Genomic DNA, 14,959 nt, shown 5'->3' with positions numbered 1-14,959 from the left:
GGCCAACCAAAGCCCGGGCGCGCCGCAGGGGGCGCCCGTCTTTTTGAGAACTGGTTAACAAATCGCCGGGTCAGGTTAAAGCTTACGGGGGTTGCGCCGAAACGCTGTGTATCCCCGGACAACAAACTGCGGGGGTGGCGCTCTGGTGGCAAATAAATTTGAAAAAGCCCTCAAGCTCCTGGCAACCGCGACGATAAACATTACGTAGGTTCTCTAGGCCACACCCGGCGCTTGCCAGGGCCGGATAGCCGCAGCAAACAACTCACGAGGAATTCATCATGGCTTTAGGCGTAAACACCAACGTAGCTTCCCTGGCTGTTCAGAAGAACCTGTCCAAAGCTTCCGATGCACTGTCGACTTCGATGACTCGTCTGTCTTCCGGTCTGAAAATCAACAGCGCTAAAGACGACGCAGCCGGCCTGCAGATCGCAACCCGCGAAACTTCGCAAATCCGCGGCCAGACTGTTGCCATCAAGAACGCCAACGACGGTATCTCGATCGCTCAGACCGCTGAAGGCGCTCTGCAAGAATCGACCAACATTCTGCAGCGTATGCGTGAACTGGCTGTTCAGTCCCGAAACGACACCAACGGCACTGCTGACCGTAACTCGCTGAACGCCGAATACGGCCAGATGTCTGACGAACTGACCCGTATCGCTCAGTCCACCAACCTGAACGGCAAGAACCTGCTGGACGGTTCCGCTAGCACCGTGACTCTGCAAGTCGGTTCCAACACCGGTACTTCGAACCACATCGACCTGGTCCTGACCGGCAGCTTCACTGCTTCGGCTCTGGGCGTTTCGAGCGGTAGCAGCTCGATCAGCGGCAGCGACAACACCTCTGCCCACACCAACGTTGACGCCGCTATTTCGGCAATCGACGCGGCTCTGGCAACGATCAACAGCACCCGTTCGAGCCTGGGTGCTTCGCAAAACCGTCTGACCAGCACCATTTCCAACCTGCAAAACGTTAACGAAAACGCCACTGCTGCACTGGGTCGTATTCAAGACACCGACTTCGCCGCTGAAACCGCTAACCTGACCAAACAACAGACTCTGCAATCAGCTTCCACCTCTGTTCTGGCCCAGGCTAACCAGCTGCCATCCGCTGTTCTGAAACTGCTTCAGTAATAACGGCTAGAGTTTTGGCGGGGGAGTATGCTTGCGTGCTCTCCCGCTTTTTACTTTCGAGAGGTGAGTGTACATGGACATAAGTAACAGGATGAATGTGTCTTATCCAATGATCCAGTCGTTGCCCGCGGTGCCTGTGGTTGCTGACAAGCCAGCCGTGGCGCCTCAAGTCGTTCCTGCTCCGGCGGCTTCATCGTCGTCAGACTCATCGACAAGTAAAGACTCAGATCCAGACAGGAAGCCAGAAGAACTGGAAGCGGCCGTCAAGCTAATGGAAAAGTTCTTTCAGCCGGTTCATCGTAACTTGGAGTTTTCCATCGACGACAAGTCGGGGAAAGTGGTGGTGAAAGTGATCGCCGCCGATACAGGTGAAGTGGTGCGGCAATTGCCGTCTGCTGAGGCGTTGAAGCTCGCCGACAGTCTGAAGAACGCCAACAGCCTGTTGTTCGACGCGAAAGTTTAAATGGCATGAAACGTGAACGCGGCACTTAGGTGTGGCGTGCTCGTCAAAATGCCGACTACAACTGAAAGGAGACTCACATGGCTAGTCCTATTACACCTGCAACCGGCCTCGGCTCGGGCCTGGCAATCGGTGACATCGTCACCGCGCTGGTCAACTCCGACAAGTCGGCCAAGCAGACCCAGATCACCACTCAGACCAAACTGGTCACCACCAAGATTTCCGGCATCGGCACGCTGCAAAGCGCGATGACTGCCTTTCAGACCGCCCTGACCAACCTCGGGAAAACCGACACGCCTGCATTCGCCGGCTATGCGGCAAAAGCCTCGGACGCGACCAAGCTGACCGTAACGTCCGATAACTCGGCCGTGCCCGGTACTTACAACATCAACGTCATAGGCCTTGCCACCAGTTCCAGTGTCGCGAGCGCTTCTTTCTCCGGCGGGTCCGCCAGTGCTATTCCGAGTGGCGATTTGACCCTCACTCAAAATGGCATTGACACCAAGATCACCATCCCGACCGGTGCCACGCTGGCGTCGGTCGCCAAGCAGATCAACGCACAAAGCGCGACCTCGAAGATCAGCGCCAACATCATCACCGATGACAATGGTTCACGCCTGGTGTTCAGCTCGACGGTGACGGGTAAAGGCACGGACATCACGGCGTCGAGCACCACGTCGCCCGAGTTCAACATTGCTGCCAACGCGAAGCTTGATCCGGCCAGTACCACCAGCGCGGGCTACATCGACAAGCAAGCGGTAGACGCCAGTCTGACCGTCAACGGCCTGAGTATCACCAGTGCCAGCAACACCATCGACAAGAGCCTTGGTGGCGTTTCCATGACACTGGTGGGGGGAACGGGTACTTCGACTGTGACGGTGTCGGGGAACAACGATGGCCTGAAAGCCTCGCTGCAAACCTTCGTCGATGCTTACAACACCGTCGTCAAAGCCGTGTCCAGTGTCACCAAGGCGACGGTAAGCGACACCCCGGACAAAACCACCGGCGCAACCGTGACGGCTGCGGCGTTGACCGGCGATGCGATGCCGCGCTCGATCCTCTCGGCCATCCGCGACCAGCTGGTGACGACCGGTGCCCCAGGTGGCCTTTCCGTGCTTTCGCAGCTGGGCATCACCACCGGTCAATCCGACGGTACGCTGAGCCTCGATGCCACCAAGTTTAGCAAGGCGATGGACCAGGGCCTGGCGGGCGACGTGCAGCAACTGTTCAGTGGCACGGACAGCACCAACGGCTTGCTCTCGCGGATGCAGGCTGCCATCACGCCTTACACCCAGACCGGCGGTATTTTCGACACGCGCACCACCAGCCTCAACAAGCAGCAGACCGATCTGACAAACCAACAGGCCGCCCTCGACCTGCGGGTGACCACGCTGACCGCTACCCTGACCGCCAAATACAACGCGATGGACTTGCTGGTGGGGCAGCTGAAAGCCTCTTCCACCAGCATCACCTCGTTCTTCGACTCGCTCAATGCCCAGAAAAGTGGCTGACCGTTGACGAGTTGATCAAGACCCGGCCGCCAGTGCCGGGTTTTTGGCATCTGGCCTTAAAGTTTTTCCGGCCCGTGTCGATACCCTCAATATAGAAACTTCGAGTTGTGCGAGGTAAGACAATGAACCGTATGGCAGCCCTTCGGCAGTATCAGAAGGTCAACTCACATGCCCAGACCGCAGTGGCCACGCCACACCGTCTGGTGCAGATGCTGATGGAAGCCGGCCTGGACCGTATTGCCCAGGCCAAGGGCGCCATCGAGCGCAAAGACACCCCCGCCAAAGGCTTGTTGATCGGCAAGGCGATTGAAATCATCGGCGGCCTGCGCGAAGGTCTGGACATGGAAAAGCAGGCGCAAGCCCTGGCCCACGTCGACAACCTGTACGTTTACCTGATGAAGCGTCTGGCGGAAGCGAACATCAAATCCGATCCGAAGATCCTCGATGAAGTCAGCGGCCTGCTGATCACGGTCAAGGAAGGCTGGGATGCGATCGGCGATCAGCAACCCGTGCTCTGAAGGAGAACCCCATGAGCGCTGCACTCAAGCGAATCGAAGAAACCCGTGAAGCCTTGGTCGATGCCCTCGAGCAGCGTGACTGGGAGGCGATCGGCCAGCTCGATATGGCCTGCCGGGCCTGTGTCGATGAGGTCATCAGCCAGGCAAGCAACGATGAGCCTGAGCTGCGAAATAATCTGGAAGAGCTGCTAGGCGTCTATCGCAAGCTTATTGACGTTGCTGTGGGCGAACGTCAAGCGATCGTCGACGAAATGTCGCAGATCCAGCGAGCGAAAAGCGCGGCAAAGGTTTACCATCTGTTCGGTTGACACTTGGTCCATAGCCAAAATAAGTACGCCATAAATTTGACTGTGTACGGTTTTTTGACTTAACTAGTGAAGTTCACTAATTTCGGTGATTGACACGTCTCAACGGACGATACGAAAGCCAAGCTTGCCCGTGATCGGGCATCGAGTTGACTAGGGAAGTTGCTATTGCATGTGGCGTGAAATCAAAATCCTGCTGATCGATGACGATAGCCAGCGCCGCCGTGACATGGCGGTGATCCTGAATTTTCTGGGTGATGAGAACCTGTCTTGCTCCAGCACAGACTGGCAGCAAGTCGTGGGTTCGTTGACATCCACCCGAGAAGTGCTTTGCGTGCTGGTCGGCAGCGTGAACGCCCCGGGCAGCCTTCAAGGCCTGCTCAAAACCGTGGCCGCGTGGGACGAGTTTCTTCCGGTCCTGCTGATGGGCGAGAATTCCTCGGCCGAACTGGCGGACGATCTGCGCCGCCGGGTCCTCTCCACCGTCGAGATGCCGCCCAGCTACAGCAAACTGCTGGACTCCCTGCACCGCGCCCAGGTCTATCGCGAGATGTACGACCAGGCCCGTGAACGCGGGCGTCAGCGCGAACCCAATCTTTTCCGCAGCCTCGTCGGCACCAGCCGTGCGATTCAGCACGTTCGCCAGATGATGCAGCAGGTCGCCGACACCGACGCCAGCGTGCTCATCCTCGGTGAATCCGGGACCGGCAAGGAAGTCGTCGCGCGTAACCTGCATTATCATTCCAAGCGCCGCGATGCGCCGTTTGTGCCGGTCAACTGCGGCGCGATTCCGGCCGAGCTGCTCGAAAGCGAATTGTTCGGCCACGAGAAGGGCGCCTTCACCGGCGCCATCACCAGCCGGGCAGGGCGCTTCGAACTGGCCAACGGCGGGACGCTGTTTCTCGATGAGATCGGCGACATGCCGCTGCCGATGCAGGTCAAGCTGCTGCGCGTCTTGCAGGAACGCACCTTCGAGCGCGTGGGCAGCAACAAGACCCAGAGCGTCGACGTGCGGATCATTGCTGCGACGCATAAAAATCTTGAAGACATGATCGTCATCGGCAGTTTCCGCGAGGATCTGTACTACCGTCTGAACGTGTTCCCGATCGAAATGGCCCCGTTGCGTGAGCGTGTGGAAGACATTCCGCTGCTGATGAACGAGCTGATTTCGCGCATGGAGCATGAGAAGCGCGGGTCGATCCGCTTCAATTCCGCTGCCATCATGTCCCTGTGCCGTCACGGTTGGCCGGGCAACGTGCGTGAACTCGCCAACCTCGTCGAGCGCATGGCGATCATGCATCCGTATGGTGTCATTGGCGTCTCCGAGCTGCCGAAGAAATTCCGCTACGTCGACGACGAAGACGAGCAACTCGTCGACAGCCTGCGCAGCGATCTCGAAGAGCGCGTGGCCATCAACGGCCATACGCCAAACTTCGCCAGCAGCGCATTGCTGCCGCCTGAAGGCCTGGACCTGAAGGACTACCTCGGTGGTCTGGAGCAGGGCCTGATTCAGCAGGCGCTGGACGATGCCAACGGGATCGTGGCACGCGCCGCCGAGCGTTTGCGTATCCGCCGCACCACGCTGGTAGAGAAAATGCGCAAGTACGGCATGAGCCGTCGCGAAGGCGACGAACAGGTCGAAGACTGACTGTCGTTTGACGCGTCAAAAATAAACCGCTGATTTTTCAGCGGTTTTTTTTCGGCACGGGGATTGCTAAGTCTCTGAGAACATACCGTTTACTGACGGTTCGCTACCCGAGAGATCAACTATGCCCCAGGCCGCTCAGATGTCTTCCGAACCCGGTTCAGCCATTGGTTCGTTAGTGCAGCAGTCCCCGGAAGTGGCCAGCAGGCAAGGCCTTGAACAGGCCTTCGCGCTGTTCAGCCAGATGTCGACTCAACTGACCGATTCCTACGGCCTGCTCGAAGCGCGTGTCACCGAGCTCAAGGGCGAGCTGGCCGTGGTCAGCGCCCAGCGCATGGAGGAATTGGCGGAGAAAGAGCGTCTGGCGAACCGCTTGCAGCATCTGCTCGATCTGCTGCCCGGTGGCGTCATTGTTATCGACGGCACTGGCATGGTCCGCGAGGCCAATCCTGCCGCACTGGATCTGCTGGGCGAGCCGTTGATCGGCATGCTCTGGCGCCACGTCATCGCCCGCTGCTTTGCGCCGCGCGAGGACGATGGCCACGAAATCTCCCTGAAGGACGGGCGTCGGCTGTCTATTGCCACCCGTTCGCTGGACGCCGAGCCGGGCCAATTGGTGCTGCTCAACGACCTGACCGAAACCCGTCATCTGCAAAGCCAGCTGGCGCGCCATGAGCGTTTGTCGTCCCTGGGCCGCATGGTCGCGTCGCTGGCCCATCAGATCCGTACGCCGCTGTCCGCCGCCATGATCTACGCCAGCCACCTGGCCGAACAGGCCTTGAACGTCGAAACCCAACAGCGCTTTGCCGGACGTCTTAAAGAGCGGTTGCACGAGCTCGAGCATCAGGTCCGCGACATGCTGGTGTTTGCCCGTGGCGAATTGCCGCTGACTGACCGAGTGACGCCGGCCGCGCTGGTGGCCGCCCTCGAATCCGCCGCCCAGACCCATGTGCGTGATGTGGCCGTGCGCTGGCAGTGCGACAGCCCGTCGGGTGAGTTGCTGTGCAACCGCGACACGCTGGTCGGCGCGCTGCTCAACCTCATTGAAAACGCGGTCCAGGCCAGTGCCGGCCAGAGTGACGGGCGGCGCCGCCTCAAGATTCATGCGTACAACCGCGGCAACACGTTGCGCCTGTGTGTCAGCGACAGTGGCAGCGGCATCGAGCCTGCGGCCCTGGCCCGCATCGGCGAGCCCTTCTTCACCACCAAAACCACCGGCACCGGTCTCGGTCTGGCCGTTGTCACCGCCGTGGCGCGGGCGCATCAGGGGCGTGTCGAATTCCGCTCGCGTCCGGGCCGTGGCACCTGCGCCATCGTGTCGTTGCCACTGGTTCCGGAGACAGGCCCTGGCGCGTTGGCAATAACGGCAGGTGAGCGCTCATGACCATCAAGGTGCTGCTGGTCGAGGATGACCCGTCTCTGCGCGAAGCACTGGGCGAAACCCTGGCGCTGGCCGGCCATGATTATCACGCGGTTGGCTCGGCGGAAGAGGCGCTGATCGCCGCTGCCGATTCGTCGTTCAGCCTGGTGGTCAGCGACGTCAATATGCCCGGCATGGACGGGCACCAATTGCTCGGCCAGTTGCGCAGCCGCTACCCGCAGTTGCCGGTGCTGTTGATGACCGCCCATGGCACGGTCGACCGCGCGGTGGAGGCGATGCGTCAGGGCGCGGCCGATTATCTGGTCAAACCGTTCGAGCCCAAGGCGTTGGTGGCGTTGGTTGCCCGCCATGCGTTGGGTCGCCTCGGGCCGGCCGATGGCGAGGGTCCGATCGCGGTCGAGCCTGCCAGCGTGCAGTTGCTCAGCCTCGCCAGTCGTGTCGCGAAGAGCGATTCGACGGTGTTGATTTCCGGCGAGTCGGGCACGGGTAAAGAAGTGCTGGCGCGTTTCATTCATCAGCAGTCGCCGCGCGCCGGCAAGCCGTTCATTGCGATCAACTGTGCGGCCATCCCGGACAACATGCTCGAAGCTACCCTGTTCGGCCACGAAAAGGGTTCGTTCACCGGTGCCATTGCTTCCCAGGCCGGCAAGTTCGAGCAGGCCGAGGGCGGCACTCTGCTGCTCGACGAGATTTCCGAAATGCCCATGGGCCTGCAGGCCAAGCTGTTGCGTGTGCTGCAGGAGCGGGAAGTGGAGCGGGTCGGTGCGCGCAAGCCTATCGAACTGGACATCCGCGTGCTGGCGACGACTAACCGCGATCTGGCGGGCGAAGTGGCGGCCGGGCGTTTCCGCGAAGACCTGTTTTATCGACTGTCGGTGTTCCCGCTCGCGTGGCAATCCTTGCGCCAGCGTCCCGCCGACATTCTGCCGCTGGCCGAGCGTCTGCTGGCCAAGCACGTCAATAAAATGAAGCACGGGCCGGTGCGGCTGTCGGCCGAGGCGCAGAAGTGTCTGGTCGGCTACGCCTGGCCGGGCAATGTCCGCGAGCTGGACAACGCGGTACAGCGGGCGCTGATTCTGCAGCAGGGCGGGGTGATTCAGGCAGAGGACTTCTGTCTTGCCGGGCCGGTCACGTTCGCCGCCGCGCCAACCCCTCAGGTGTCGGCGGTCGCGACCGGCGCCATGGAAGTGTCGCCCGATATCGGCAGCGGGGAAGGGGCCGGCGCACTGGGTGAAGACCTGCGTCGCCGGGAGTTCCAGATGATCATCGACACCCTTCGCGCCGAGCGCGGCCGTCGCAAAGAGGCCGCCGAACGCCTCGGTATCAGCCCGCGTACGTTGCGCTACAAGCTGGCGCAGATGCGTGATGCGGGGATGGATGTCGAAGGGTTTTTGTTTGCCTCCTGAGCAGGCGCGCGTGTCGGTGAAATGGATGCCTGCCTGATTTGAGCTGACGACCGATATCCGACAACCCGCTGATTTTTCAGTGGGTGTGATGCCGTCTTCGTGAGCAAGCTCATTCCCACAGGGACTGCGTCTGATAGGGCATCGCGCGGTGTCAATGCGTGAAGCGCCTCTGCGTTTATGTGTCCGTTCAAATACCCATCCGAACACTTTCATCAAACGTGGCACATCGCCGCTATTGGTCTGGCACCCTTGTTGCTAATACTTAGGTAACCGCTGAATCCGTGTCAAAAATCTGCGGCCCTTTTGAGAGAAACGTCATGACCCAAGGTGTTGAATTTAATCGCTTGATGTTGGACATGCGCTCCATGCAAATGGACGCCATGGCTCAGCCCAAGGCCATCGCAGCGCCAGAACAGGCCGGTGCGAGCAGTTTTGCTGACATGCTCGGCATGGCGGTGAACAAGGTCAACGACACCCAGCAGGCGTCGAATCAGTTGTCGACCGCTTTCGAGATGGGCAAGAGCGGCGTGGACCTCACCGACGTGATGATCTCCTCGCAAAAAGCCAGCGTGTCGTTTCAAGCGCTGACCCAGGTACGCAACAAGCTGGTTCAGGCGTACCAAGACATCATGCAAATGCCGGTTTGAGGACGATTTAAGTCATGGCCGAAGCCGCCGTCGATAACGTACCCGCCAAAACGGGTGCGCCAGGAAGCAAGCCGCCGATGTTCGGGCTGGCGTTCCTGCAAAATCTCTCCGAGATGACCATGCTGCGTCAGGTCGGCCTCATGGTCGGTCTGGCTGCCAGCGTGGCGATTGGTTTCGCCGTCGTGCTTTGGTCGCAACAGCCTGATTACAAGCCGCTCTATGGCAGCCTGTCGGGTGTCGACACCAAGCAGGTGATGGACACGTTGGCCCAGGCCGACATTCCCTACACCGTCGAGCCTAATTCCGGCGCGCTGCTGGTGAAGTCCGATGACCTGTCCCGTGCCCGCATCAAGCTGGCCGGCGCCGGCATTGCCCAGAGCGACGGCAACGTCGGTTTCGAAATCCTCGACAAGGATCAAGGCCTGGGCACCAGCCAGTTCATGGAGGCCACTCGTTACCGTCGTGGCCTGGAAGGCGAACTGGCGCGGACCATCTCCAGCCTGAATAACGTCAAGGGCGCCCGCGTTCACCTGGCGATTCCGAAGAGCTCGGTGTTCGTGCGTGACGATCGCAAGCCCAGTGCTTCCATTCTGGTTGAGCTGTATGCCGGTCGTTCGCTGGAGCCGGGTCAGGTGCTGGCGATCATGAACCTGGTCGCCACCAGCGTGCCGGAACTGAGCAAGTCGCAGATTTCTGTCGTTGATCAGAAGGGCAACCTGCTGTCCGATCAGGCCGAGAACTCCGAGCTGTCCATGGCCGGCAAGCAATTTGATTACACCCGTCGCATGGAAAGCATGCTGACCCAGCGTGTACAGAACATCCTGCAGCCGGTGCTGGGCAATGACCGCTACAAGGCAGAAGTCTCGGCAGACGTTGATTTCAGCGCTGTCGAATCCACCGCCGAAAGCTTCAACCCGGACCAGCCTGCTCTGCGCAGCGAGCAGACCGTCAACGAACAACGCTCCAGCGGCAGCGGTTCAGGTGGCGTACCGGGTGCTTTGAGCAACCAGCCGCCAGGCCCGGCGACTGCGCCACAGAACGCCACCGCCGGTGCTGCAGGTGCCGCGGGCGCCATCGCCCCGGGCCAACCGCTGCTGGACGCCAACGGTCAACAGATCATGGACCCGGCCACCGGTCAGCCGATGCTGGCGCCATACCCGGCCGACAAGCGTAACCAGTCGACCAAGAACTTCGAGCTCGACCGTTCCATCAGCCACACCAAGCAGCAGCAGGGCCGGGTCAATCGCCTGTCGGTTGCGGTGGTGGTGGATGATCAGGTCAAGGTCAACCCGGCCAACGGCGAAACAACGATGGTGCCGTGGACCGCCGATCAATTGGCGCGCTTCACCCGTCTGGTGCAGGACGCCGTCGGCTTCGACGCCAGCCGTGGTGACAGCGTCAGCGTGATCAACGTGCCGTTCTCCACTGATCGCGGCGAAGTGATCCCGGACATTCCGTTCTATTCGCAATCGTGGTTTTGGGACATCGTCAAACAGGCCATGGGCGTGCTGTTCATCCTGGTGCTGGTGTTCGGTGTACTGCGTCCGGTGCTCAAGGGCATCACCAATCCTCAAGGCAAGCGCCTTGACGGTGACTCCGAGCTGGGCGGCATGATCGGGATGGACGGTGAACTGGCAAACGACCGCGTCAGTCTGGGCGGTCCGCAAAGTATTCTGTTGCCGAGCCCTACCGAGGGCTATGACGCACAGCTCAACGCAATCAAGAGCCTTGTGGCCGAGGACCCGGCGCGTGTAGCGCAGGTCGTCAAAGAGTGGATCAACGCTGATGAGTGATAGAGCTGCTGCGCTTAAATTGACCCGCGTGGACAAGGCCGCGATTCTGCTCCTTACCCTGGGTGAGACCGATGCCGCGCAGGTCTTGCGCCACATGGGGCCGAAAGAGGTTCAACGTGTGGGCGTGGCCATGGCGCAGATGCGCAATGTGCACCGCGAGCAGGTCGAGCAGGTGATGAGCGAGTTCGTCGACGTGGTCGGCGATCAGACCGGTGTCGGCATCGGCTCGGACGGCTACATCCGCAAGATGCTCACCCAGGCACTGGGCGAGGACAAGGCCAACGGCCTGATCGACCGGATTCTGCTGGGCGGCAACACCAGCGGTCTCGACAGCCTGAAGTGGATGGAACCGCGCGCGGTGGCCGACGTCATCCGTTTCGAGCACCCGCAGATTCAAGCCATCGTCGTGGCCTACCTGGACGCCGATCAGGCCGGTGAAGTGCTGAGCCACTTCGACCACAAGGTGCGTCTGGACATTATTCTGCGCGTGTCGTCGTTGAACACCGTGCAGCCGGCGGCGCTGAAAGAATTGAACCAGATCCTTGAGAAGCAGTTCTCGGGCAACGCCAACACGTCCCGTACTACCTTGGGTGGTATCAAGCGTGCGGCGGATATCATGAACTTCCTCGACAGCTCGATCGAAGGCCAGCTCATGGATTCGATCCGCGAAGTGGACGAAGACCTGTCGACGCAGATCGAAGACCTCATGTTTGTCTTCAACAACCTGTCCGACGTCGACGACCGCGGGATTCAGGCCTTGCTGCGCGAAGTCTCCTCCGATGTGCTGGTCCTGGCACTGAAGGGCTCCGACGACGCCATCAAGGAAAAGATTTTCAAGAACATGTCCAAACGTGCCGCCGAACTGCTGCGCGACGACCTGGAAGCCAAAGGCCCGGTTCGCGTCAGCGACGTGGAAGGCGCCCAGAAAGAAATTCTCACCATTGCCCGTCGTATGGCGGAGGCCGGGGAGATCGTTCTTGGCGGCAAAGGTGGCGAGGAAATGATTTAAGCGTAGGTGCCGTTGATGTCCAGCTCCGATAAAGCAGCACCCAGTGAGCTCATCCGCGCCCAGGATTTGCGCGGCCTCGACGTCTGGGCCTTGCCCAGCTTCGACCCGCAGGTGGAAACGCCCGAGCCGGAACCGGTCATCGAAGAAGCCGAGCTCGCCGAAAGCGAAGAAGTGCCGCTGGAGGAAGTCCAGCCGATGACCCTGGAAGAGTTGGAAAGCATCCGCCAGGACGCCTACAACGAAGGGTTTGCCATCGGCGAAAAAGAGGGTTTCCACAGCACCCAGCTCAAGGTTCGTCAGGAAGCAGAAGTGGCCCTGGCGGCCAAGCTCGAGAGCATGGAAACCCTGATGGGGCATCTGTTCGAGCCCATCGCCGACCAGGACGCACAGATCGAGAAAGCCATGGTGTCACTGGTCGAACACGTGGTCCGGCAGGTCATCCAGCGCGAACTGAAAACTGACTCCAGCCAGATCGGCACGGTGCTGCGCGAAGCGTTGCGACTGTTGCCGATGGGGGCGGCCAACGTGCGCATTCTGGTCAACCCGCAGGACTTCGCGCTGGTCAAAGCCATGCGTGAGCGTCACGAAGAAACCTGGCGCATTCTCGAGGACGATACGATCCAGCCCGGCGGTTGCCGTGTCGAGAGCGAGCACAGCCGCATCGACGCCACGGTCGAGGCGCGGATCAGTCAGGCCCTCGGCAAAATGTTCGATCAGTTGCACGAGCAGGCCCTTCATCCGGCGCCGCCCGATGTGACCATCGAACTGGAAGAGGCGATCCAGAGCGCCGAGAAAACCACTTACCCGCTGGGTGCTGTCGATGCGCCTTGAACGCACCAGTTTCGCCAAGCGTCTGAGCACGTATCCCGACGCCATCTCCCTGCCTACGCAGCCGATCGTCGAAGGACGACTGCTGCGCATGGTCGGCCTGACCCTCGAAGCCGAGGGCCTGCGCGCGGCCATGGGCAGCCGCTGCATGGTAATCAACGACGGCAGTCATCACCCGGTCGAAGTGGAAGCCGAGGTCATGGGCTTCTCCGGTGGCAAGGTGTTCCTGATGCCGGTCGGCAGCGTCTCCGGCATTGCACCGGGCGCCCGCGTCGTGCCACTGCCGGACACCGGCCGTCTGCCGATGGGCATGACCATGCTGGGCCGCGTCCTCGACGGCGCCGGTCGCCCCCTCGACGGCAAGGGCGGGATGAAAGCCGAAGACTGGGTGCCGATGGACGGCCCGACCATCAACCCGCTCAACCGCAACCCGATCAGCCAGCCGCTGGACGTGGGCATTCGCTGCATCAACGGTTTGTTGACGGTCGGCCGCGGTCAGCGTCTGGGTCTGTTCGCCGGTACCGGGGTGGGCAAGAGCGTGCTGCTGGGGATGATGACCCGCTTCACCGAGGCCGACATCATCGTCGTCGGGCTGATTGGCGAACGGGGCCGCGAGGTGAAGGAATTCATCGAGCACAGCCTGGGCGAGGAGGGCCTCAAGCGCTCTGTCGTCGTGGCCTCCCCAGCGGATGACGCGCCGTTGATGCGTCTGCGCGCGGCAATGTATTGCACGCGCATCGCCGAATATTTTCGCGACAAGGGCAAGAATGTCCTGTTGCTGATGGATTCGCTGACCCGTTTCGCCCAGGCCCAGCGGGAGATCGCCCTGGCCATCGGCGAGCCACCCGCGACCAAAGGCTATCCGCCGTCGGTGTTTGCCAAGCTGCCCAAGCTGGTGGAACGGGCCGGTAACGCCGAGGCGGGCGGGGGTTCGATCACCGCGTTCTATACCGTTTTGTCCGAAGGCGACGACCAGCAGGACCCGATCGCCGACTCGGCCCGAGGCGTGCTCGACGGCCACATCGTGCTGTCGCGGCGACTGGCCGAAGAAGGCCATTACCCGGCCATCGATATCGAAGCGTCGATCAGCCGGGTGATGCCGTCCGTGGTCGATCCGCAGCACATGGTTCAGGCGCAGTATTTCAAGCAGTTGTGGTCGCGTTATCAGCAGAGCCGCGATCTGATCAGCGTCGGTGCGTACGTGGCCGGCGGCGATCGCGAGACTGACCTGGCGATTTCGCTGCAGCCTCAGTTGGTGAAGTATTTGCGCCAGGGCTTGCAGGAGAACGAGAGCATGCAGAGCAGTGAGGAGCAGTTGGCGAAGATTTTCAATCCTCAGGCTGGGGGTTAACCGGTCATGGCAGTCAGTCGCGCAGCCCGTCTGGCGCCGGTGGTGGAGATGGCCGAGAAGGTCGAGAAGGCCGCCGTGCAGCGCCTGGGGCATTTTCAGGGTCAGGTGCGGCTGGCTGAGGCCAAGCTGGGTGAGCTGGATAAGTTTCGCTCTGATTATCAGCAGCAGTGGATCGACAAGGGCGCCCATGGGGTGTCGGGTCAGTGGCTGATGAATTATCAGCGCTTCCTCAATCAGTTGGAGACGGCGGTGGCGCAGCAGCGTCAGAGTCTGGCGTGGCATGAGAATAATCTGAACAAGGCGCGCGGCGAGTGGCAAAAAGCGTATGCGCGGGTGGAGGGGCTGCGCAAGCTGGTGCAGCGGTATATCGATGAGGCGCGTGCGCTGGAAGATAAACGCGAGCAAAAGCTGCTGGATGAGTTGGTACAGAGGTTGCCTCGGACCGAGCAGTTTTAGGAGCTTGAGATCAAGATCAAGATCAAGATCAAGATCAAGACCCTTAAGATCACGAGCGTCTGCCTGGGGGCAGACTGTTTCGCCTTCGGCGAGTTACTTTTAAAAAGCACTAAAAGTAACCAAAAGTGCCTGCTCCTGGTTTGGCCCTCCTGCGTCGGGTTCCCTCGCTCCGGTCTTGCTCCGTGGGCCCGCGCCGAACGGACATCCATGTCCTGACGGCGCTCTCGCCGCATCCATGCGGCTCGGCCCACTGCGCAAAACCTGCGCTCGGCCTGCACCCGAGTCGCGTTTTGCGGTGTTTGAACTGGCGTGGGAGAAGATCAAAGGCAGTTGCACTGTAGGACTGGCTTTAGCCGGGAAGCTCTTGATCTGTTTTTGATCTGTTTTTGATTTTCGTACATAGAAAGCCCAAACACCGCAATCGCGACTTGGGTGCAGGCTGAACGCAGACGACGCGGAGTGGGCCGAGCGGCATGGATGCCGCGAGAGCGCCGCTAGGACATGGATGTCCGTTCGGCG

General features: G+C 60.7%; 14 protein-coding genes. All 14 read left to right on the top strand.

Annotated elements, in window-relative coordinates; genetic code table 11:
- Positions 1-278 precede the first annotated feature (278 nt).
- The 14 genes from QMX88_RS17725 to fliJ all read left to right on the top strand — a co-directional run bounded on the left by QMX88_RS17725 (position 279) and on the right by fliJ (position 14,440).
- Complete coding sequence (locus QMX88_RS17725; protein WP_282371597.1) at positions 279-1,130, top strand: flagellin domain-containing protein; 852 nt, start codon at positions 279-281, stop codon at positions 1,128-1,130.
- A gap of 73 nt (positions 1,131-1,203) precedes the next feature.
- On the top strand, positions 1,204-1,593 hold the full coding sequence (locus QMX88_RS17720; RefSeq protein WP_282371595.1) for a flagellar protein FlaG: 390 nt from the start codon (positions 1,204-1,206) through the stop codon (positions 1,591-1,593).
- A 77-nt stretch (positions 1,594-1,670) separates the two neighbouring features.
- Positions 1,671-3,101 carry a flagellar filament capping protein FliD gene (gene fliD, locus QMX88_RS17715; protein WP_282371593.1) on the top strand — a complete coding sequence of 477 codons (1,431 nt, stop codon included), beginning with the start codon at positions 1,671-1,673 and terminating at the stop codon, positions 3,099-3,101.
- A gap of 122 nt (positions 3,102-3,223) precedes the next feature.
- On the top strand, positions 3,224-3,619 hold the full coding sequence (fliS, locus tag QMX88_RS17710) for a flagellar export chaperone FliS (RefSeq protein ID WP_282371591.1): 396 nt from the start codon (positions 3,224-3,226) through the stop codon (positions 3,617-3,619).
- An 11-nt stretch (positions 3,620-3,630) separates the two neighbouring features.
- The gene (gene fliT, locus QMX88_RS17705) at positions 3,631-3,927 is read left to right on the top strand and encodes a flagellar protein FliT (RefSeq protein WP_133775902.1); all 297 of its coding nucleotides are present in this window, start codon (positions 3,631-3,633) and stop codon (positions 3,925-3,927) included.
- Positions 3,928-4,096: 169 nt separating this feature from the next.
- Positions 4,097-5,572 (top strand): transcriptional regulator FleQ, encoded by a 1,476-nt coding sequence (gene fleQ / locus QMX88_RS17700; RefSeq protein WP_192174136.1) that lies wholly within the window; start codon positions 4,097-4,099, stop codon positions 5,570-5,572.
- A 139-nt stretch (positions 5,573-5,711) separates the two neighbouring features.
- Positions 5,712-6,953 (top strand): sensor histidine kinase, encoded by a 1,242-nt coding sequence (locus tag QMX88_RS17695; RefSeq protein ID WP_282371587.1) that lies wholly within the window; start codon positions 5,712-5,714, stop codon positions 6,951-6,953.
- Positions 6,950-8,356, top strand: a complete 1,407-nt coding sequence (locus QMX88_RS17690; protein WP_282371586.1) for a sigma-54-dependent transcriptional regulator — start codon at positions 6,950-6,952, stop codon at positions 8,354-8,356. Before QMX88_RS17695 ends, QMX88_RS17690 begins: the two co-directional genes overlap by 4 nt.
- A gap of 317 nt (positions 8,357-8,673) precedes the next feature.
- A complete protein-coding gene (gene fliE / locus QMX88_RS17685; RefSeq protein ID WP_065987290.1) occupies positions 8,674-9,003 on the top strand; it encodes a flagellar hook-basal body complex protein FliE in 330 nt (109 codons plus the stop codon).
- Positions 9,004-9,017: 14 nt separating this feature from the next.
- Positions 9,018-10,796, top strand: a complete 1,779-nt coding sequence (gene fliF / locus QMX88_RS17680; protein ID WP_192174139.1) for a flagellar basal-body MS-ring/collar protein FliF — start codon at positions 9,018-9,020, stop codon at positions 10,794-10,796.
- Positions 10,789-11,805 (top strand): flagellar motor switch protein FliG, encoded by a 1,017-nt coding sequence (fliG, locus tag QMX88_RS17675; protein ID WP_065987292.1) that lies wholly within the window; start codon positions 10,789-10,791, stop codon positions 11,803-11,805. The genes fliF and fliG overlap by 8 nt, the downstream gene beginning before the upstream one ends.
- A gap of 15 nt (positions 11,806-11,820) precedes the next feature.
- On the top strand, positions 11,821-12,636 hold the full coding sequence (gene fliH, locus QMX88_RS17670; protein WP_192174140.1) for a flagellar assembly protein FliH: 816 nt from the start codon (positions 11,821-11,823) through the stop codon (positions 12,634-12,636).
- Positions 12,626-13,984, top strand: a complete 1,359-nt coding sequence (gene fliI, locus QMX88_RS17665; RefSeq protein WP_192174141.1) for a flagellar protein export ATPase FliI — start codon at positions 12,626-12,628, stop codon at positions 13,982-13,984. The genes fliH and fliI overlap by 11 nt, the downstream gene beginning before the upstream one ends.
- Before the next feature lie 6 nt (positions 13,985-13,990).
- Complete coding sequence (gene fliJ / locus QMX88_RS17660; RefSeq protein WP_192174142.1) at positions 13,991-14,440, top strand: flagellar export protein FliJ; 450 nt, start codon at positions 13,991-13,993, stop codon at positions 14,438-14,440.
- Positions 14,441-14,959 lie beyond the last annotated feature (519 nt).

The sequence above is a fragment of the Pseudomonas sp. PS02290 genome (genome assembly GCF_029960075.1).
Lineage (GTDB): Bacteria > Pseudomonadota > Gammaproteobacteria > Pseudomonadales > Pseudomonadaceae > Aquipseudomonas.
Note: the sequence above shows the minus strand (reverse complement) of the source record. Positions and strands in the feature narration are given on the sequence as shown.

Bases quoted from the DNA above. Each gene is read 5' to 3' on its own strand.
- QMX88_RS17725 (WP_282371597.1), top strand. From the start codon at position 279: ATGGCTTTAGGCGTAAACACCAACGTAGCTTCCCTGGCTGTTCAGAAG.
- QMX88_RS17720 (WP_282371595.1), top strand. From the start codon at position 1,204: ATGGACATAAGTAACAGGATGAATGTGTCTTATCCAATGATCCAGTCG.
- fliD (WP_282371593.1), top strand. From the start codon at position 1,671: ATGGCTAGTCCTATTACACCTGCAACCGGCCTCGGCTCGGGCCTGGCA.
- fliS (WP_282371591.1), top strand. From the start codon at position 3,224: ATGAACCGTATGGCAGCCCTTCGGCAGTATCAGAAGGTCAACTCACAT.
- fliT (WP_133775902.1), top strand. From the start codon at position 3,631: ATGAGCGCTGCACTCAAGCGAATCGAAGAAACCCGTGAAGCCTTGGTC.
- fleQ (WP_192174136.1), top strand. From the start codon at position 4,097: ATGTGGCGTGAAATCAAAATCCTGCTGATCGATGACGATAGCCAGCGC.
- QMX88_RS17695 (WP_282371587.1), top strand. From the start codon at position 5,712: ATGTCTTCCGAACCCGGTTCAGCCATTGGTTCGTTAGTGCAGCAGTCC.
- QMX88_RS17690 (WP_282371586.1), top strand. From the start codon at position 6,950: ATGACCATCAAGGTGCTGCTGGTCGAGGATGACCCGTCTCTGCGCGAA.
- fliE (WP_065987290.1), top strand. From the start codon at position 8,674: ATGACCCAAGGTGTTGAATTTAATCGCTTGATGTTGGACATGCGCTCC.
- fliF (WP_192174139.1), top strand. From the start codon at position 9,018: ATGGCCGAAGCCGCCGTCGATAACGTACCCGCCAAAACGGGTGCGCCA.
- fliG (WP_065987292.1), top strand. From the start codon at position 10,789: ATGAGTGATAGAGCTGCTGCGCTTAAATTGACCCGCGTGGACAAGGCC.
- fliH (WP_192174140.1), top strand. From the start codon at position 11,821: ATGTCCAGCTCCGATAAAGCAGCACCCAGTGAGCTCATCCGCGCCCAG.
- fliI (WP_192174141.1), top strand. From the start codon at position 12,626: ATGCGCCTTGAACGCACCAGTTTCGCCAAGCGTCTGAGCACGTATCCC.
- fliJ (WP_192174142.1), top strand. From the start codon at position 13,991: ATGGCAGTCAGTCGCGCAGCCCGTCTGGCGCCGGTGGTGGAGATGGCC.